The organism is Mycobacterium sp. 050128, from assembly GCF_036409155.1.
GTDB lineage: Bacteria > Actinomycetota > Actinomycetes > Mycobacteriales > Mycobacteriaceae > Mycobacterium.
On sequence record NZ_JAZGLW010000001.1, the window covers coordinates 1039024 to 1057390 of the forward strand.

At 66.8% G+C, this 18367-nt stretch carries 17 protein-coding genes; 9 read left to right on the forward strand and 8 right to left on the reverse strand.

The genetic code is table 11. From position 1 onward, the window contains the following. Nucleotides 1–160 precede the first annotated feature (160 nt). Nucleotides 161–1066 (reverse strand): class I SAM-dependent methyltransferase, encoded by a 906-nt coding sequence (locus SKC41_RS05065; RefSeq protein WP_330976619.1) that lies wholly within the window; start codon nucleotides 1064–1066, stop codon nucleotides 161–163. A gap of 390 nt (nucleotides 1067–1456) precedes the next feature. On the opposite strand from SKC41_RS05065, the gene SKC41_RS05070 reads away from it, so the two are divergent. Then, the gene (locus SKC41_RS05070; protein ID WP_330976620.1) at nucleotides 1457–1756 is read left to right on the forward strand and encodes a hypothetical protein; all 300 of its coding nucleotides are present in this window, start codon (nucleotides 1457–1459) and stop codon (nucleotides 1754–1756) included. Nucleotides 1757–1775: 19 nt separating this feature from the next. On the opposite strand, the gene SKC41_RS05075 is transcribed toward SKC41_RS05070, so the two are convergent. The 3 genes from SKC41_RS05075 to SKC41_RS05085 form a co-directional block, all read right to left on the reverse strand. Next, nucleotides 1776–3362 carry a PPE family protein gene (locus SKC41_RS05075; RefSeq protein WP_330976621.1) on the reverse strand — a complete coding sequence of 529 codons (1587 nt, stop codon included), beginning with the start codon at nucleotides 3360–3362 and terminating at the stop codon, nucleotides 1776–1778. A gap of 174 nt (nucleotides 3363–3536) precedes the next feature. Then, complete coding sequence (locus tag SKC41_RS05080) at nucleotides 3537–5117, reverse strand: PPE family protein (RefSeq protein WP_330976622.1); 1581 nt, start codon at nucleotides 5115–5117, stop codon at nucleotides 3537–3539. A gap of 159 nt (nucleotides 5118–5276) precedes the next feature. Continuing rightward, nucleotides 5277–6185: an oxygenase MpaB family protein gene (locus SKC41_RS05085; protein ID WP_330976623.1), complete on the reverse strand. Its 909-nt coding sequence runs from the start codon at nucleotides 6183–6185 to the stop codon at nucleotides 5277–5279. An 83-nt stretch (nucleotides 6186–6268) separates the two neighbouring features. Here SKC41_RS05085 and SKC41_RS05090 point away from each other — a divergent pair, with 83 nt between their 5' ends. Then, nucleotides 6269–6973, forward strand: a complete 705-nt coding sequence (locus SKC41_RS05090) for a TetR/AcrR family transcriptional regulator (protein ID WP_330976624.1) — start codon at nucleotides 6269–6271, stop codon at nucleotides 6971–6973. Here SKC41_RS05090 and SKC41_RS05095 read toward each other — a convergent pair. After that, nucleotides 6906–7454: a hypothetical protein gene (locus SKC41_RS05095; protein WP_330976625.1), complete on the reverse strand. Its 549-nt coding sequence runs from the start codon at nucleotides 7452–7454 to the stop codon at nucleotides 6906–6908. The two genes, SKC41_RS05090 and SKC41_RS05095, sit on opposite strands and share 68 nt — an antisense overlap. Nucleotides 7455–7489: 35 nt before the next feature. Then, nucleotides 7490–8071 carry a VOC family protein gene (locus tag SKC41_RS05100; RefSeq protein ID WP_330976626.1) on the reverse strand — a complete coding sequence of 194 codons (582 nt, stop codon included), beginning with the start codon at nucleotides 8069–8071 and terminating at the stop codon, nucleotides 7490–7492. A 103-nt stretch (nucleotides 8072–8174) separates the two neighbouring features. On the opposite strand from SKC41_RS05100, the gene SKC41_RS05105 reads away from it, so the two are divergent. From SKC41_RS05105 to SKC41_RS05120, 4 genes are read left to right on the forward strand one after another with little or no spacing between them, the layout of a single operon-like run. Beyond that, nucleotides 8175–8816: a TetR/AcrR family transcriptional regulator gene (locus SKC41_RS05105; protein WP_442931663.1), complete on the forward strand. Its 642-nt coding sequence runs from the start codon at nucleotides 8175–8177 to the stop codon at nucleotides 8814–8816. A gap of 1 nt (nucleotide 8817) precedes the next feature. Continuing rightward, the gene (locus SKC41_RS05110; RefSeq protein WP_330976628.1) at nucleotides 8818–9951 is read left to right on the forward strand and encodes an alpha/beta hydrolase; all 1134 of its coding nucleotides are present in this window, start codon (nucleotides 8818–8820) and stop codon (nucleotides 9949–9951) included. Next, nucleotides 9927–10910 carry a 2-hydroxyacid dehydrogenase gene (locus SKC41_RS05115; RefSeq protein ID WP_330976629.1) on the forward strand — a complete coding sequence of 328 codons (984 nt, stop codon included), beginning with the start codon at nucleotides 9927–9929 and terminating at the stop codon, nucleotides 10908–10910. Before SKC41_RS05110 ends, SKC41_RS05115 begins: the two co-directional genes overlap by 25 nt. A gap of 51 nt (nucleotides 10911–10961) precedes the next feature. Beyond that, nucleotides 10962–13160: an acyl-CoA dehydrogenase gene (locus SKC41_RS05120; RefSeq protein WP_330976630.1), complete on the forward strand. Its 2199-nt coding sequence runs from the start codon at nucleotides 10962–10964 to the stop codon at nucleotides 13158–13160. Between the two features lie 170 nt (nucleotides 13161–13330). Here SKC41_RS05120 and SKC41_RS05125 read toward each other — a convergent pair whose 3' ends face one another. After that, entirely contained in the window at nucleotides 13331–13729 is a 399-nt protein-coding gene (locus SKC41_RS05125) for a hypothetical protein (RefSeq protein ID WP_330976631.1), read from the reverse strand. 605 nt (nucleotides 13730–14334) lie between these two features. On the opposite strand from SKC41_RS05125, the gene SKC41_RS05130 reads away from it, so the two are divergent. Beyond that, on the forward strand, nucleotides 14335–14718 hold the full coding sequence (locus SKC41_RS05130; RefSeq protein ID WP_330976632.1) for an ATPase: 384 nt from the start codon (nucleotides 14335–14337) through the stop codon (nucleotides 14716–14718). A 20-nt stretch (nucleotides 14719–14738) separates the two neighbouring features. On the opposite strand, the gene fadD2 is transcribed toward SKC41_RS05130, so the two are convergent. Continuing rightward, complete coding sequence (gene fadD2, locus SKC41_RS05135) at nucleotides 14739–16418, reverse strand: long-chain-fatty-acid--CoA ligase FadD2 (protein ID WP_330976633.1); 1680 nt, start codon at nucleotides 16416–16418, stop codon at nucleotides 14739–14741. A 58-nt stretch (nucleotides 16419–16476) separates the two neighbouring features. On the opposite strand from fadD2, the gene SKC41_RS05140 reads away from it, so the two are divergent. Together SKC41_RS05140 and SKC41_RS05145 are read left to right on the forward strand one after the other, a co-directional pair. Then, nucleotides 16477–17778 carry a DNA polymerase domain-containing protein gene (locus SKC41_RS05140; protein WP_330976634.1) on the forward strand — a complete coding sequence of 434 codons (1302 nt, stop codon included), beginning with the start codon at nucleotides 16477–16479 and terminating at the stop codon, nucleotides 17776–17778. Beyond that, the gene (locus SKC41_RS05145; RefSeq protein ID WP_330976635.1) at nucleotides 17765–18349 is read left to right on the forward strand and encodes an acyl-CoA-like ligand-binding transcription factor; all 585 of its coding nucleotides are present in this window, start codon (nucleotides 17765–17767) and stop codon (nucleotides 18347–18349) included. The genes SKC41_RS05140 and SKC41_RS05145 overlap by 14 nt, the downstream gene beginning before the upstream one ends. Nucleotides 18350–18367 lie beyond the last annotated feature (18 nt).

Consider the following 18367-nt stretch of genomic DNA (forward strand, 5'->3'; position numbering starts at 1 on the left):
CTCCTCGCTGGGCCGGATTCGGCGACGCCCGGGCAGTGGACGGCACACCTATCAGCCCGTTAGTAGTCGCCGAGCAGCGTGCGAAAGTTCCCGCGCGTCTTCAACTCATCGAAAGCTCGGAGAAAGCCGCGGCCGAAAGGCCGAGCGAGGCTACCGGAGCTCAAGCCCGGACGGCACTGACCAGGGTGTTGCGCGCAATCATCGGTCCCGCTTCGGTGTCCGGGCCGGGGACCGGGCGGCCGACCTGGCGCAGGTAATCGGCCAGCGGGGTGCCGACCGCGTTCCAGCCGTGCTGACCGAACCACTCGGTGGCCGGGGCGTGTTGCTCGTTGTAGACCAACTGGAAGAACAGCCGCTTGTCGCCCTGCGCCACGGCCGCACGCTCTTCTTCGACCGCGGCCTCGAATTCGTCGGCCTGCAGCGGTGCGCCGTCCTCGACCGCGACATGACTGCCGTGTCCGGCCAGGCTGTCGATGCCGGTGAACAGCTGCTCCTGCGCGGCGGCCGGCAGATAGATCAGCAGACCCTCGGCGATCCACGCCGACGGCTTCGCGGGGTCGAAGCCATTGTCGCGCAACGCTTGTGGCCAGTCGTCGCGCAGATCCACGGCGATCTCTCGGCGCTCGGCGCGCGGCTGGTCGCCGTGGCCGGCGAGCACCTCACGCTTGAAATCGAGAACCTGCGGGCGATCCAGCTCGAAGATTGTCGTCGCGGCGGGCCAGTCCAGCCGGTAGGCGCGCGAGTCGAGCCCGGCCGCCAGCACGACGATCTGCCGTGCTCCGGCGTCGGCGGCCCGCAGGAAGTACTCGTCGAAGTACTTCGTGCGAGCGGCCTGGAAGTTCACGAAATGCTCGCCGAAGTCGGCGCTCTTGAGCGGGTGGTCGGGTTCGTTGCCGTCGAGAACGTCGGCGGACGAACCACCGACGGCACGACAGAAGACCTCCGCATACGGGTCCAGGGCCAGCGGGTTGGGCTTCTGCGCCTCCAGCGCCCGCGCGGTCGCTACGAATAACGCCGTCGATCCGACGCTCGTTGTGATGTCCCAGGTGTCACCTTCGCTACGCACTCAATCGACACTACGCCGCCGCGCGGAACCGTCCTTTCCCGCTGGGAGCAAAGGACATTGAAGCCAGGACAGCTCACGTTGCTTTCAGGCAGCGGCCTGGTGGACGGTTTGCTCGCCACGTCGATAGCCGGCCGGATGCAGCAGCTCATTCGGTACCGATGCCAATCAGGCAGGGCCACCCAAATCTTGCGGCCGGCCGCTGTGGATCGGTCCCATCGCGGACTGGTTAGAGCGTGGACGAGCCGGATGCCTGCCGACGGTCAACGGCCCGGTGAACCGCGCCGACGGGAGGCCTGATGCCCCTCGACGGTGGTGGGGCAGCGAGCTAGCCTCACGGTAATCGCGCCAGTTGATGCGCGATTCCAAGATCCCGCACGAAGGCGGAGTTAGATGACGAGCACACTTCACAACGAGCACCCCGAACACGATCATGTGCACGGCGAAGGATGCGGGCACGTCGCGGTCCCACACGGAGGTCACATCGACTACGTGCACGACGGTCACATTCATCGGCAGCACGAGGGTCACTACGACGAATGCGAGCCCTCCGGCCACACCGTGCATGAGCCTCATGATCATGTGCACGGGACGGGATGCGGGCACGTCGCGATCCCGCACCGGGATCACGTCGACTACGTGCACGACGGTTGCCGGCACGCCGCCCACGACGACCATTACGACGAGCACTGACGCCCCAGCGTTACGCGCGTTAGCCGTCGCTGTCTGGCGACCCTTCGCTGCGCTCCAGGCCCCAGCTGCCCGGCAGCATTGGCATATTGGGCCCGCCACCGAATTCACCTTCGGCCAGAGTTGCCAGGCCCGCCGCGGCTGCAGTTTCCTTGCGTGCCGTACCGACAAACCCAAGATCTCCGGCGCCCCGATCTGACGCCGTCGTCGTCGACTCCTCCCAGTCCGGGGCGACGTCGACGTTCATGTCCATGTGCTGGTCGCCGTGCCTGCGCTGCCGCACCCGCTGGCGCCGCCGTGGCCGGGCCGCCTCTCGAGCTGCCGCCGCGGCGGCAGCCGTATCGGGTTCCGGCGCCTTCTTTTTCGCGGCCGCGGCAGCAGCGGCACTCATTCCGCAACCAAACCCGATACCCGGCGGCCCGACCGCGTACGGGGGCATGAATCCGCTACTGATGGGCGGCGGGCCGGGCGCTGGACTAGCCACCGCGCTTGCCGCGGCAGCGGGCGCGGGCGCTGGCGCCGAGACAGCCGGCGCGGCCGCCGGCGCGGCGATCGGGGTCGATCCGAGCGCCGGCACCAGTCCGGGCGGCGGCGGAGCGGTCGGCGCCGGCATGACGGCTGGCTGAGGGATGTCGGCCAGTCCGGCCAGACCGGCCAAGCCGCCTACGGCCCCGAAGGGGGCAGCCACGATGAGCATCGGCACCAGGAACAACTGCGGCTGGGTGGGGAGAAAACCAGCGAGCTGGGCTAGGTGAGTCGGCCAATCGAGCAGCACGAGCTCGGTGATGAATTGGAAAGCTGCGGCCGGGTTTTCCTGCAACAAAGCGCCAAACTGTTGAAAATCTGAGAAGAGTTCGAGCGCCCGCGCCACCCACCACAGGACTTCACCGGGGTTCGTGTAGTCGTGAATGGGCACTCCGTTGAGAGTCGCCTCGAGGGGATCCCAATCGATTCCGAATAGCCGCAGGATTTGTGCGACGAACCGACTTAACGGGCTGTCAAACCCGTGCTCGTGGCCTTCGTGGCCGTCGCCTTCCTGGTGATCGTGATCGTCGTCGGTAGCCGCATCGGCGTGCATGATGTGCGGTGCCGGGTCGGTTTGCGGTGTGGCCGCCACTGCCGCAGTGGAGACGGCTTCATAGGTCGTCATCGTGGTGGCGGCCTGGACCCACATCCGCGCATAGTCGGCCTCGTTGACCGCGATCGGAATCGTATTGATACCAAAGAAATTCGTCGCCATCAAAGCACCATGGACGACATGGTTGGTGGCCAACTCCGGCAAAGTCGGCATCGCCGCCAACGCCGCGGTATACGCCATACCCGCCGTCTCGTGCTCGGCGGCCGCCGCGGCACTGTCCACGCTGGCCTTCGTCAACCAGGCCAAGTACGGCGCGTGCGCGGCCACATACGACTCGGCGCTGGCCCCCTGCCACGCCCCGGCCTGAGTCGAGGCCAACAATGCGCTGAGCTCTTCTGCCGCCGAAGCGTATTCGACACTCATCGAACTCCACGCCGCCGCCGCCGCGAACATCGACGCCGGCCCCGGACCGCTACCCAACAAAGCCGAGTGCACCTCCGGCGGCGCAGCCATCCACACCGGCGCCGTCATCCCAAGCCACCGCCCACAACCAAACACGACATCACCACAACTCCTCGGCTGAGACGGACTGTAAAGTTGCCGAGGAGCCTAATGAAAATGATTGTCGTTATCAAGACAGCGTCAAACTAGCGATCAGCCCCGCCGATACGGGCATCGCCATTGCCGCTGGTGTTGGCCGTGAGATTACCTACTGTCTTGTGGCCCTTCACTTTCTGCGGCGCCATTGCCTGCGTCCCAGGTGCCCGGCACCATCGGCAGCTGTGGGCCACCGCCGAATTTGTCACCGGCCAGCGTGGCCAACCCAGCAGCGGCGGGGCTTTGCACGCGCGCGGTGCCCGCGAAACCCAGGTTTCCCGCGCCCCGATCCGACGCCGTCGTCGTCGGCTCCTCCCAGTCCGGGTCGACGTCGACGTTCATGTCCATGTACTCGTCGCCGTACCCGCGCTGCCGTGACCGCTGGCGCCGCCGCGACCGGGCCTCTTGAGCTGCCGCAGCGGCGGCGGCAGCAGCCGAATCGGGTTCCGGCGCCTTCTTTTTCGCGGCCGCCGCGGCGGCCGCGCTCATTCCCGAACCCGCCCCGACGCCGGGCGGCGCGACGAAATAGGGCGGCACAAAACCAGGCCCGGCCGGAGCCGGGGGCGCGGGCGGCGCCGGACTGGCCACGGTACTCGGCGCGGCAGTGGGCGCGGGCGCGGGCGCCGAGGCGGGGACCGCAGCCGGCGCGGCGATCGGGGTCGACCCGAGCGCCGGCACCAGTCCGGGCGGCGGCGGAGCGGGCGGCGCCGGCAGGACGGCTGGCTGAGGGATTCCGGCCAGTCCGGCCAGACCGGCCAAGCCGCCGGCGGCCCCAAGCGGCGCAACCGCCGCAATGACCGGAACGAGTAGCAATTGCGGCGTGCTCGATAGCCAGCTGGCGATCTGAGCGATGTGGGTCGGCCAGTCGACTGACTCGAGGAAGGCGATGTACTGAAAAGCCAAGGCCGGATTTGTCTGCAGGTACTCGCCGAACTGCTCAAAGTCCTCAAGCAGTTCCAGTGCGCGAACAACCCAGTAGATCAGCTGGCCCGGGTTGGTGTATTCGTCGTACGGGATGCCATTGACAGTCGCTTGGCCGGGATTCCAATCGATCCCGAACCACCGCAGAATCTGGGTAAGGAACTGGTTGAACGGGTTGTCGACCGAGGGGTCGGGGAACTCCTCGTCGTCCTGGGCGACTGCGTCGTCGGCGCGCATGATCTGCGGTGCCGGGTCGGTTTGCGGTGTGGCCGCCACGGCCGCGGTGGAGACGGCTTCATAGGTCGTCATCGTGGTGGCGGCCTGGACCCACATCCGCGCATAGTCGGCCTCGTTGACCGCGATCGGAATCGTATTGATACCAAAGAAATTCGTCGCCATCAAAGCACCATGGACGACATGGTTGGTGGCCAACTCCGGCAAAGTCGGCATCGCCGCCAACGCCGCGGTATACGCCATCCCCGCCGTCTCGTGCTCGGCAGCCGCCGCGGCACTGTCCACGCTGGCCTTCGTCAACCAGGCCAAGTACGGCGCGTGCGCCGCCACATACGACTCGGCGCTGGCCCCCTGCCACGCCCCGGCCTGAGTCGAGGCCAACAATGCGCTGAGCTCTTCTGCCGCCGAAGCGTATTCGACACTCATCGAACTCCACGCCGCCGCCGCCGCGAACATCGACGCCGGCCCCGGACCGCTACCCAACAAAGCCGAGTGCACCTCCGGCGGCGCAGCCATCCACACCGGCGCCGTCATCCCAAGCCACCGCCCACAACCAAACACGACGAACCTGACGCGACATCGCCAGTTGGCAGCACGGCAACTCCTCAGGGCTGGAAGATATGAGGTTGCCCAGAGCGTACTGAAAATGATTGTCGTTATCAACAGAGCCTGGTACGCCGGCCCCACGGTGCGCTAGACCAACGGGCGTCCCGTCCGGATCCGGCGGTCCAGATCCCAGAGCATCAGGTTGAACGGGAACTGCCGAATGATCCGCGGCAGCAGGCGATTCACGACTCCCAGGACCGACATCAGCCGGTCGAAGCGCCGCTGCTTGGCGGCATCCCACGGCAACCGCATCTCGTCGCGAAACCGTTGCGGCAGAAAGCCGGTGGTGATCAGCAGGTTGAAGTTCTCCAGCGGTTCGCGCACCCGCCGCGGCAGGCGCACGCCGCGCACCCGGGACACGGCGATCGGATACAGGAACTCGCGAACGGTGTCGTCGATGTGCACCTTTTCCAGTGACTCCTGCCAGTACTTGTCGAACGCCGCCCGGTCCGCCGGCCACATCTGCGGCGGCACCTGCAAGGTCGTGCCCAGCGACATGCCGTCGCGGTAGCGCCGGTCGGCGTCCTGCTCGGTCAGCTCGCCGATGAAGGTGCGATAGATGTCGATGCCGCCCTTGTAGATGCACGCCGCCACCCACAGCTGCAATTCCGGATCGAATGCGTTGTACTGCACCGGGTCACCCGGCCTGGAGTAGACCTCCGCGTGCGAACGATTGACCGCGCGGCGGTAGGCGGCTTTCTGCTCGTCGGTCCCCGCACTGGCTACCGCGATGTAGGTAAAGGTGGTGCGCGCCCGCTTGATCGGATGACGGTCGATTCGGCCGCTCTCGACGCGGCTTTCCGCCACGCCGTGGCCGACGCCGGGAACGGACAGCTCCATGATCACGTTGGCCGGACCGGCCAGCAGCGCCACACCCATCAGCGCGTAGTCGTCGGGGACCAGCCGGCTCCGCCGCCTCGACTGTGGCCGCGGCGGATCGGAGATCGCGCGCTCGACATGGGGAATGAGCTGCTGAACCGTCTCGCGAATCGCCATCCGGAAACCCCTCCGCCGCTCCGTGCGCTAAATGTGACAACGCTTGTTTCCTGATATTGTCGCCGTATCGCGCCGGTGTCAAGATGGTGGTCATGGACCAGACCCCAAGCGAGCGCCCTTACCGCGGCGTCGAGGCCGCGCGGCGACTGGCCGAACGACGGGGCCGGCTGTTGGCCGCAGGCCTGGATCTGCTGGGGGCAGGCCAGCAGGACGCCTCGGCGTTGACCGTTCGCGCGGTCTGCACCCGCGCGGGCCTGACCCCTCGCTACTTCTACGAAAGCTTCAGCGACAGGGACGGATTCGTCGGCGCGGTGTTCGACTCGGTGATCGCCGACCTGGCCGCCACCACTCAGGCCGCGGTCGCGGCGGTGCCGATACCCGAACAGTCCCGCGCCGGCATGGCCAATATCGCGCGGACCATCGCCGAGGATCCCCGGGTCGGGCGGCTGCTGTTCAGCACCCAGCTTGCCGATGCCGTGATCGTGCGCAAGCGCGCCGAATCCACCGCGCTGTTCGCGATGCTGCTGGGCCAGCACGGCGGCGACATGCTGAAGATGGCGGCCAGCAACAGCATGAAGGCGGGCGCGCACTTCGCGGTGGGCGGCGTCGGGCAGGTGATCAGCGCCTGGCTGGTCGGCGACGTGGTGCTGGACCCCGATCAACTCGTCGATCAGCTCGCCGGGCTGCTCGACGAGCTCGCGCACCCGCGGCTGTACGGCCTTACGGAAACAACGGCACCTGCCACAGCCGCATCCCGGGATCCAGGAGCCACAGCCGCAACATCGTGAGCCGCATGATGCGCTGGGCGCCGCGGATCATGAAAATTGCCAGCGGCACCTCGACGCCCAGTGCGGTCACCACCGACAGCCAGATGTCCTCGGGCCCGGCGGTCATCAGGTCGAACCATGCGTCGCAGATCAGCAGCACGCCGGAAGTGAAGGCGGCGAACAGCAATACCTGGCGGCGGAAGTAACCGAAAACCGCCGTCGCCACCATGAATCCGACCAACAGGATGTCGAAGCCCACCCAGGTCAGTACCCAATTATGCGCGACATAGCTATCGGGCAGCGTCAGCGCGAGGTAGGCCAGCCAGGGAATCATCGCGATCGAGCCACCGACCATCAAGCCCAATCGCAGACGTCTTATCCGGGCAATCACCGCCGGGTCGATCACCTCGGACAGCGGTGCCTCCAGCCGCGCGATCAAATCCCGCCGCTGTGCGGGTGTCAGCGCCGCGATCTGCTCGTCGGTCAAAACGCCGTCCGTCATCATCGACTCCCCCGACTCGGCAACGGTTTTGCCGACTAGGTTACGGCGTGCTCCCGGGGTCGCCGGTCAGCCGCCGTCTTGGGAACAGCCTGAGCGTCACTCACGCCGAATTCCTTTACCCAGCAAGCGAACTCAAGCGTTATTCCGTCAGGGTCCTGGAAGTAGAACGAGCGCACGTAGACGCCGGGATGCAACGTCGCCGAAGCCTGCATCTCGCTCTCGTCGTGGTTGAGTATCGGGCCGACTCGTACGCCCTTGTCCTTGAGTCGCTGCCGGTAGGCGTCGAACTTCTCGGCCGGGACGTGAAAGGCGAGATGGTTCATCGTGCTGACCGCGCTGGTGATGTCCCCGATACCCGGAATCGCGCCGGGCGACGAGAGGCCGGGGACGCGGTCGGGCGCGTCGGCGAACCAGAAGAACGCGACACAGTCGCCGTTGCCGGCATCGAAGAAGAAATGCTGGCCGGCGCCGCCCGGTAGATCGAGCGACTTGATCAGCGGCATGCCGAGGATGTTGCTGTAGAAGTCCACGGTGCGAGCCATGTCCGAACACACCAGCGCAACATGGTTGATTCCGCCGAGTTCGAATTCGGTGTTGGGGTTGTCGGGCTTGATCATGTTGCGGCTCCCCTAGATTCCTGGCGCGTCGGGCCTGGCCAATCAGAGAAACTGAATCTAACATCAGATTCAGTTTCGCTCCAGGGAGGAATATCAGGTGTCGATCGCGGCGGCATCCGACGGTCGGGCCGGCCGGCCGGCCGAATTCCCGACGCACCGCGGCCGTCAGACGCAGGCGGCGATCGACGCGGCCGCGCGAACAGTGATCGCGCGCAAGGGAATCCTGGCGACGACGATTGCCGACATCGCCGCCGAAGCCGGCCGCTCGTCGGCATCCTTCTACAACTACTACGACTCCAAAGAGGCGATGGTCCGGCAGTGGGCGCTGCGCTTTCGTGACGAGGCCAACGAGCGCGCCCGCTCGGTCACCGGGCATGGCCTGTCCAACCAGGAACGTGCCCACGAGGCGGCCGCGGCGCACTGGAACTCTTATCGCAACCGGCTGGCCGAGGTGATCAGTGTGTCCCAGCTGGCGATGGTCAACGACGACTTCGCACAGTACTGGGCCGAAATCTGTGATATCCCAATATCTTTCATTGCCGAAACCGTCCGTCGTGCGCAGACCAAGGGGTATTGCCCGGGCGACGATCCACAGCTGATCGCCGAGGCGATCGTGGCGATGTTCAACCAGTTCTGCTACATCCAGCTCAGTCGATCCACCGACGGGGAACTCGACGACCAGGCCTGCATCCAAACCCTCGCGAACATCTACTACCGGGCGATCTACTCAACGGAAGGTCACTGAATTGACGCCTAACAGCGCCAGCGCAGGGGTTGTCCGCGAGTTCGTCGGCCTTCCGTCGCCTACCGCCGGGCGCGCCGGCGCGGGCGGACACCCCTGCCAGGGGCTGTACCACCGCGGCGTAGGACGCAAGCCGAAGGTGGCCATGATCGCCGCGCATTACCAGATCGACTTCTCCGAGCACTATCTCGCCGATTACATGGCGATTCGGGGCATCGGATTTCTCGGCTGGAACACCAGGTTCCGTGGCTTCGAAAGCAACTTCCTGCTCGACCACGCGCTGGTCGACATCGGCGTGGGCGTGCGCTGGCTACGCGAGGTTCAGGGCGTGGATACCGTTGTCCTGCTGGGCAATTCGGGAGGCGGATCGTTGATGTCCGCATACCAATCGCAAGCCGTCGAGCCGAATGTGACCCCGCTGCCGGGCATGCGGCCGGCCAGCGGGCTGACGGAGTTGCTGCCCGCCGACGGCTATGTCGCCACCGCGGCGCATCCCGGACGCCCGGAGGTGCTGACCGCCTGGATGGATGCCGCCGTCGTCGACGAAAACGACCCCGTCGCCACCGATGCAGACCTCGACCTGTTCAACGATGTCAACGGCCCGCCGTACCCGCCGGAATTCATCGCTCGCTACCGCTCGGCGCAGCTCGCGCGGAACCACGCCATCACCGACTGGGCCGAGATGGAGCTTAAACGTGTTCGTGCAGCCGGCTTTTCGGATAGACCGTTCTCGGTGATGCGAACCTGGGCCGATCCCCGCATGGTCGATCCCAACATCGAGCCCACCAAGCGTTCGCCCAACCTGTGCTACGCGGGCGTGCCGGCTAAGGCCAACCGGTCGGCCCAAGGCATCGCCGCGTCTTGCACGCTGCGTAACTGGTTGGGCATGTGGAGCCTGCGGGTGGCGCAAACCCGGGCCGAGCCGCACCTGGGCCGCGTCGCCTGCCCGGCCTTGGTGATCAACGCCGAGGCAGACACCGGCGTGTTTCCCTCTGACGCGCAACGCATCTACGACGCGCTCGCGAGCACTGACAAACTTCAGGTCTCGATCGACAGCGACCACTACTTCACCACCCCGGGCGCGCGTAGCGAGCAGGCGGATACCATCGCCAGGTGGATCAGCAAGCGGTGGCGCTGAGAGTTCTCGCCCACTTCGTTCCCGGTGACAAAGTCCTCGATTTCCTTGCAGCCGAAGCAGATTGGCTCGACATTCGCTGGTGCGCCGCCGACGACGACGCCTGCTTCTACCGCGAGCTGCCCGAAGCCGAAGTTATTTGGCATGTACTACGGCCGTTGTCAGGCGAAGACCTGAAACGCGGGGAGAAGCTGCGGTTGGTGCACAAGCTCGGTGCCGGGGTGAACACCGTCGACGTGGCGACCGCGACCGACCGCCGCATCGCGGTCGCCAACATGCCCGGTGCCAATGCGCCGTCGGTGGCCGAGGGAACCGTGCTGTTGATGCTGGCCGCCCTGCGCAGGCTGCCGGAGCTGGACCGCGCCACCCGGCAGGGGCGTGGCTGGCCGCTCGATCCCGACCTGGGCGAGACAGTCCGCGACATCGGCGGCTGCACAGTCGGCCTGGTGGGTTACGGCAATATCGCCAAGCGCGTCGCCGCCGTCGTCGGCGCCATGGGCGCCACCGTCGTGCACACCAGCACGCGCGACGACGGCCGGCCCGGCTGGCGGCCGCTGCCCGAGCTGCTGGCCGGCAGCGACATCGTCTCGCTGCACCTGCCTTTGACGGCCGATACCCATCATCTGCTCAATCGGGATGCGATCGCCCTGATGAAGCCGAGTGCGGTGCTGGTCAACACGTCGCGGGGGGCCATCGTCGACGAGGACGCGCTGGCCGGCGCGCTGCGCGACGGACGGCTGGCGGCCGCGGGCCTCGACGTTTTCGAGGCGGAGCCGGCCGCGCCCGACAATCCGCTGTTCGGTCTGGACAACGTCGTGCTGACACCGCACGTCACCTGGTACACCGTCGACACGATGCGGCGCTATCTGGTCGAGGCCGTCGCCAACTGCCGCCGGCTGCGCGACGGCGAGCCGCTGGCCAACCTGGTAACCCCAGTAGTCAACCAACCCACCGGTTATTAGATTGAAGAGTGCTTGGCCGAAACGAACCCCGAGCGCATGGGAAGGCGACCAATGCCGATCGCAATAATTTCCGAGCATCAAGATCTGGCCGACTCGGTGCGGTCCCTGGTGGCGCGCGTCGCGCCGTCGGAGGTGTTGCACGCGGCCATGGAGACTCCGGTCGAGAATCCGCCGCCGTACTGGCAGGCGGCCGCCGAGCAAGGCCTGCAGGGTGTTCATCTCTCCGAGGCGGTCGGCGGGCAGGGCTTCGGCCTGCTCGAGCTGGCCATCGTGCTGGCCGAGTTCGGCTACGGCGCCGTGCCCGGGCCGTTCGTGCCGTCGGCGATCGCCAGTGCCCTGATCGCGTCGCACGACCCGGATGCCAAGGTGCTCGCCGAGCTGGCGTCGGGCGCGGCCATCGCCGCCTACGCGCTGGACTCCGGGCTGACCGCCACCCGCAAGGGCCCGGAGGACGAGGGCGTGCTGGTGATCCGCGGCGAGGTCCGCGCGGTGCCCGCCGCGGCGCAGGCGTCGGTGCTGGTGCTGCCAGTGGCGATCGACTCCGGCGACGAGTGGGTGGTGCTGCGCGCCGAGGAACTCGAGGTCGAGCCGGTGAAAAGCCTGGATCCGCTGCGGCCGATCGCCCATGTGACTGCCGACGCCGTCGAGGTCGGCGAGGATGCCCTGTTGAGCACCCTGACCAGGACGAACGCCCACGCGCTGATGTCGACGCTGCTGTCCGCCGAGGCGATCGGCGTGGCCCGCTGGGCGACCGACACGGCGGCGCAGTACGCCAAGATCCGGGAGCAGTTCGGCCGGCCGATCGGCCAGTTCCAGGCCATCAAGCACAAGTGCGCCGAGATGATCGCCGACACCGAGCGGGCCACCGCGGCGGTGTGGGATGCGGCACGCGCGATCGACGAAGGCTCGCCGGACGTGGAGTTCGCCGCCGCCGTGGCCGCGACGCTGGCACCCGCGGCCGCCCAGCGTTGCACGCAGGACTGCATTCAGGTGCACGGCGGCATCGGCTACACCTGGGAGCACGACACGAACGTGTACTACCGCCGTGCGCTGATGCTGGCCGCCTGCTTCGGTCGCAGTTCGGACTACCCGCAGAAGGTGGTCAACACCGCGACCACCACCGGGATGCGGCCGGTGGACATCGACCTGGATCCCGAGACCGAGAAGCTGCGTGAGGAGATCCGCGCGGAGGTCGCCGCGTTCAAGGCGATGGATCGGGAGCCGCGCACCGTGGCACTCGCCGAGGGCGGTTGGGTGTTGCCGTACCTGCCCAAGCCGTGGGGCCGGGCGTCCAGCCCGATCGAGCAGGTCATCATCGCCCAGGAGTTCACCACCGGGCGGGTGCGGCGACCGCAGGTCGGCATTGCCGCGTGGATCATCCCGTCGATCGTCGCGTTCGGAACCGAGGAGCAGAAGCAACGCTTCCTGCCGCCGACCTTCCGCGGCGAGATGGTCTGGTGCCAGCTGTTCTCCGAGCCGGGCGCCGGATCGGACCTGGCCGGGCTGAGCACGAAAGCGACCCGGGCCGACGGCGGCTGGCGCATCACCGGCCAGAAGATCTGGACCACCGCCGCGCAGTACTCGCAATGGGGTGCGCTGCTGGCGAGAACCGAGCCCAGCGCTCCGAAACATAATGGCATCACCTACTTCCTGCTGGACATGCGCAGCGAAGGGGTGACGGTCAAGCCGTTGCGCGAGCTGACCGGGAACGCGATGTTCAACACCGTCTACATCGACGACGTGTTCGTTCCCGACGAGTGCGTGCTGGGCGAGGTCAACCGCGGCTGGGAGGTCAGCCGCAACACACTGACCGCCGAGCGGGTGTCGATCGGCAGCAGCGACGCGAATTTCCTGGCGACCCTGCCCCAGTTCGTCGAGTTCGTCCGCAATTACCGTTCTGAAGGCCAATTCGATCAGGTCGCCCAGCACCGGGCCGGGCAGTTGATCGCCGAAGGGCACGCGGCCAAGGTGCTGAACCTGCGCTCGACGCTGTTGACGCTGGCCGGCGGTGACGCGATGCCGTCCGCGGCGATCTCGAAGCTGTTGTCGATGCGCACCGGTCAGGGCTACGCCGAATTCGCGGTTTCCTCGTTCGGCACCGACGCCGCCATCGGCGACCCCGATGAGCTGGCGGGCAAGTGGGGCGAGTACCTGTTGGCCAGCCGGGCCACCACCATCTACGGCGGCACCTCGGAGGTGCAGCTCAACATCATCGCGGAGCGGCTGCTGGGCCTGCCGCGCGACCCGTAAAGAAAATCCATGCCGAACCGGGGCCGGTCCCGGTTCGGCATGGACGTCTATTGATTGAGGGCCACGCCGGTCTGAGGTCGTCAGACCGGCGTGGGTTCCCCCCTAGTTGCGGGTCGGCCCGCCTATGTATCTGGCAGGACGAGGCTGGCCGGCCCCGCGATCTTGGCGGCTCACCACCAGGGGCGCCACCAGTTGCCCCCACCCCAGCCAGGGTGTCCCCAACCATTACCCCAGCCGTGGCCCCAGCCACCGCCCCAGCCGCGGTCCCAGTCGCCGCCGCGACCCCAGCCGCCGCCGTGGCCCCAGCCGCCGCCGGGACCCCAACCACCGTGTCCGCCGCCGGGACCCCAACCGTGGCCGCCGTGGCCGCCGCCGGGCCGCTCGGGAAGGATCCCGGGGCTGAGCGGGGCGCCACCGTGCGGGCCGCCGATGTCGAAAGTCGTGGCAGGGGCGGGCGCCGGTGCGGCCTGCGCCGCAGGCATCCCGCCGAATAGCATCGCGCCGGCCACCGCGCCGGCGCCGACAGCGCCCGCGGCCGCGCCGCGGATCGATCGCAGTGAGTTCCTCATCGTGAGCTCCTTCCGAGAACCCTGTCCCCCGACACCTCGAACGCTACGCATAAATTTCTTGGCAAACAATAGCAACGGCGCCAAATTGCACTGTGAATTCGGTAACAATTGAATTGCGCTACTGGCAATGCCATTGTGTAGTCGCAAGACTGAAATCTGTATTTCAAATAATGCGTATTCGCGTTATTCAAGAAATGCGACGATACTGAGATCAGTAGCTCCTGAGATGGGATAAGTCCATCTAGAGGGCGGTATACTGATGTACTGACGTACGGATATACTCGACTGCGTAAATCATCATTTACTGCAGCCCAATGCGCTCAATTCGAATGTAATAGAGACTACCTACCATGACGTATCAACGGCACATAGTAAACATCTGCGTGGTCATTCAGACCGCGTGATCGATTTCGACAGCTACTTTTTAAATTTCGCTGGTGAGGACCGGGCTCGCGACCCGGGCTGGCCGCGGCCCGACGACAGTACGCCCTAACACCCGACCTCGCGCGACACGACTTACGCTGGTGTCAGTGAGACAATCAGTAGGCAACGTGTACGGAAGCACTGATTTACTGATTGCACCCACGGGAGGGACGGTAGCCCCAGTGAGCTTCAACCCCGGCCACAACGGGCCCGGCGCCGGAGGGTTCCGAGCGCAGATGTCGGCCGCGACACCCGCCGGAGACAGCGCACCAACTGAACGCCTCTCCGGGTTCCGGCAGCCGCGCCCCCAACGAATGGTCGCCGATCCCGCTGAATCGCGGTCACGTTCCACCGGCGAAACCCCCCGCATCCAGCGGACGCGGCGCACCGTCGACCTCCCGGCAGCCACCCATCGAGCACTCGACATCTGGCAGCGAGACGCCGCCGATCAATTGGGCGTCGCCCGGGTCACCGGCCAGGAGGTGCTCACCGCGCTGATCGACCAGCTGCTGGCCGATCCCAAACTCGCGGCCCAGATCGTCCGAGCCATCCAAGACCGGCGTTAGCCGGTCCCGCCACCGCGCCGCTAGTCGACCTGCATTTCGCGCAGTTCCCGCTTGAGAATCTTGCCGGTCGGGTTGCGCGGCAATTCCTCGAGGAAGATCACCTCGCGCGGCACCTTGTAGCGGGCCAGGTGATCGCGCACGTATCCCTTGATGGTGTCCTCGTCGACGTCGGCGCCTTCCTTCTTCACGACGAACGCGCGCAGCCGGTGGCCCCACTCCTTGTCCTCGACACCGATCGCGGTGGCCTCCACCACGGCTTCGTGTCCGCTGATCAGGTCCTCGACCTCGGCGGGGAACACGTTCTCGCCGCCGGAGACGATCATCTCGTCGTCGCGGCCGCTGACATACAGCAGGCCGTGTTCGTCGAAGTAGCCGACGTCGCCCGACGACATCAGGCCGTCGATGATCTGCTTGTGCCCGCCGCCCGTGTAGCCCTCGAACGGGAAGGCATTGCCGACGAAGATGCGTCCCACGTCGCCCTGGGGCACCTCGTTGCCGTTGTCGTCGAGGATCTTGACCTTCACACCCTTGACGACCGGGCCGACCGTCGAGGCGTTGCGTTCCAGGTCCTCGGGCCGGGCGATCGTCGCGAACGCGATCTCGGTCGAGCCGTACATGTTGTAGACGACCGGACCGATGTCTTTCAGGGCGCGGTTGGCCAACTCGGCGCCCAGCTGAGATCCGGACACGAAGATGATCTTCAGGCTGGACAAGTCGGGCTTGGAGTCCATCTTCTCCAGCGTGTCGAGGATGCGCGACAGCATCACCGGCACCACGACCATGGCCGTGACCTTGTGCTTCTCGATGTCTTCCAGCACCAGCGGTGGTTTGAATTTGCGCCGCAACACCAGCGTCGAGCCGAGGAACATCGCGATGGTGGCGTGCAGGTAGCCGAGCGCGTGGAACATCGGCGCCGGCAGCGAGGTGACCTCGTTGGCCTTGAACGGAACGTGCGACAGGATGCCCCCGACGGGGGCCAGGGTGGGCGGGGTACTGCGGTTGGCGCCCTTGGGTGTCCCGGTCGTGCCGCTGGTCAGGATGATGATCGACGCGTGTTTGCCGGCCTTGGGCGCGGGCTCGGAGCTGCTGCGCTTGATCAGGTCGGCGAGCGTCTCGTCGGTGCTGCCCGAGTCCTCGTCGCTGTCCGGATTAGTGCCCAGCGCGCGCAGCTTGCCGAGTTCGGGCTCAGCCTTGCTGACGGCGTTGGTGTATTCGTCGTCGTAGATGATGACCTTGGCGCCTTCGCGCTCGGAGACCTCTTTGATCTGCGGTCCGGAGAATTCGCTGTTGAGCAGGATGATGCGAGCACCGACGCGGGCCGCGCCGTAGTTGGCGATGACGAACCAGCGGTGGTTGCGGGCCAGGATGGCGACGCCGTCGCCGCCCTTGACGCCCTTTTCGATCAGGCCGTTGGCCACGGCGTGGGCGGCCTCGTCGAGCTCGCGGTAGCTGAACTCGCCGTCCTCGTCGATCAGCGCCGCGCGGTCGGGAGTCCGTCTGGCGTTAAGCGAGGGCAGCATGCCGAACTCGCCCCACTTCGCGATGTCGGTTGCCATGGCGGCGGTCTTCAGCGGCGACTCCAGCTTGAATGCGCCCGCCTCGAAGATCTTCCGCACGTAATGCAGCTCCGCCGAACCGCGTTCGACATACTGCTGGACCTTGGATACGGCGTGCCCGGGCAGGCCAGGAAGGTTAGGCATAACCTCACCATATGTGACGCGGGTCGCAACGCGGCCAGAAAATTTTCTCGGAATTACGATGAACGTCATGGCCGGTCCGGTGTCATTGGAGGTTGCCGGGCACCACGTCACGGTCACCCACCCGGACAAGGTCGTCTTCGAAGCCCATGGTGAGACCGGGCCTTACACCAAGCTCGACCTGGTCCGCTATTACCTTTCGGTGGCCGACGCAGCGTTGCGGGGTGTGGCCGGGCGCCCGATGATCCTCAAGCGCTTCGTCAAGGGAATCGCGCACGAGGCGGTGTTCCAGAAGCGTGCGCCGACGAAGCGGCCGGACTGGGTCGACGTCGCCGAGCTCCACTACGCGCGGGGCACGTCGGCCGCCGAGGCCGTCATCCACGACGCCGCCGGGCTGGCGTGGGCGATCAACCTGGGCTGTGTGGACCTCAACCCGCATCCGGTGCTCGCCACCGACCTCGACCACCCCGACGAGCTGCGCGTCGACCTGGACCCGATGCCCGGGGTCGACTGGCGGGGCATTGTCGACGTGGCCCTGGTGGCCCGCGAGGTGCTGGAGGACTACGGCCTGGTCGCGTGGCCGAAGACGTCCGGGTCGCGCGGCTTTCACATCTACGCCCGCATCGCGCCGCGCTGGGAGTTCCGTCAGGTCCGGCTGGCTGCCCAGACCGTGGCCCGTGAGGTGGAACGGCGAGTGCCCGACGCCGCGACCAGCCGCTGGTGGAAGGAAGAGCGCGAGGGGGTGTTCGTCGACTTCAACCAGAACGCGAAGGACCGCACGGTCGCGTCCGCCTACTCGGTGCGGGCCACTGCGGACGCCCGGGTGTCGACGCCGCTGCATTGGGACGAGGTCGCCGGCTGCCGGCCGGAGGCGTTCACGATCGCTACCGTTCCCGACCGGTTCGCCGATATCGGCGACCCGTGGGCGGGGATGGACGAGGCGGTCGGTGACCTGGACCGGCTGCTGATGCTGGCCGAGGAGATGGGCCCGCCGGAGCGGGCGCCGCGCGGCGCGGCAAAGAGTGCCGACGGGCGCCGTCGGTCCTCGATGCCACTGATCGAGATCGCCCGGACCAAGACCAAGGACGAGGCGATGGCCGCGCTGGACATCTGGCGCGACCGCTATCCCGCCGTCGCCGAGCGGTTGGCGCCGGCCGATGTGCTGGTCGACGGCATGCGCGGGCCGAGTTCGATCTGGTACCGGATCCGGATCAACCTGCAGCATGTTCCCGTCGACCAGCGCCCGCCGCAGCAGGAGCTGATCGCCGACTACAGCCCTTGGAACAAGGAGGGGCACCATACGCCGCCGGCTTCCCGGCCGGGCGCCGCGGGTACGGGAGAATTGCCGCATGCCCGCGACTGATCAACCCCTGGGTCTGCGGGAGCGCAAGAAGCTCAAGACCCGCCAGGCCATCAGGCGCGAGGCGTTCCGCCTGATCGATGCGAACGGCTATGCGGCCACCACCGTCGAGCAGATCGCCGAGGCCGCCGAGGTGTCGCCGAGCACCTTCTTCCGCTACTTCGGATCCAAGGAGTCGTTGCTGCTCGCCGACGACCTGGACCCGCTGATCTTCGCGGCCTTCGAGACGCAGCCGCCCGAGCTGTCGCCCACCGAGGCGATCCGCCGGGCCTACACCGAAGTCATGGCCGCGCTGCCCGCTGAGCAGTTGGATTTCGAGAACACCCGGCAGCGGCTGATGTTCTCGATACCCGAGCTCAAGGCCGCCATGTACGACGAGTACTACCGCACCGTCAACGTCGTTGCCGAGATGGTCGGGCGCCGAATCGGCCGTCCCGCAGACGATTTCGAAGTACGGGTGTTCGCGGGAGCACTGACCGGTGCGATGATGGCCGCCGCCGACAGCGCGCCACCGACGGCCGCGACGATCTATCGGGCCCTGGACTTCGTCGACGCCGGCATGCCGCTGCGGTGAGCGGCAAAACCGCGCGGC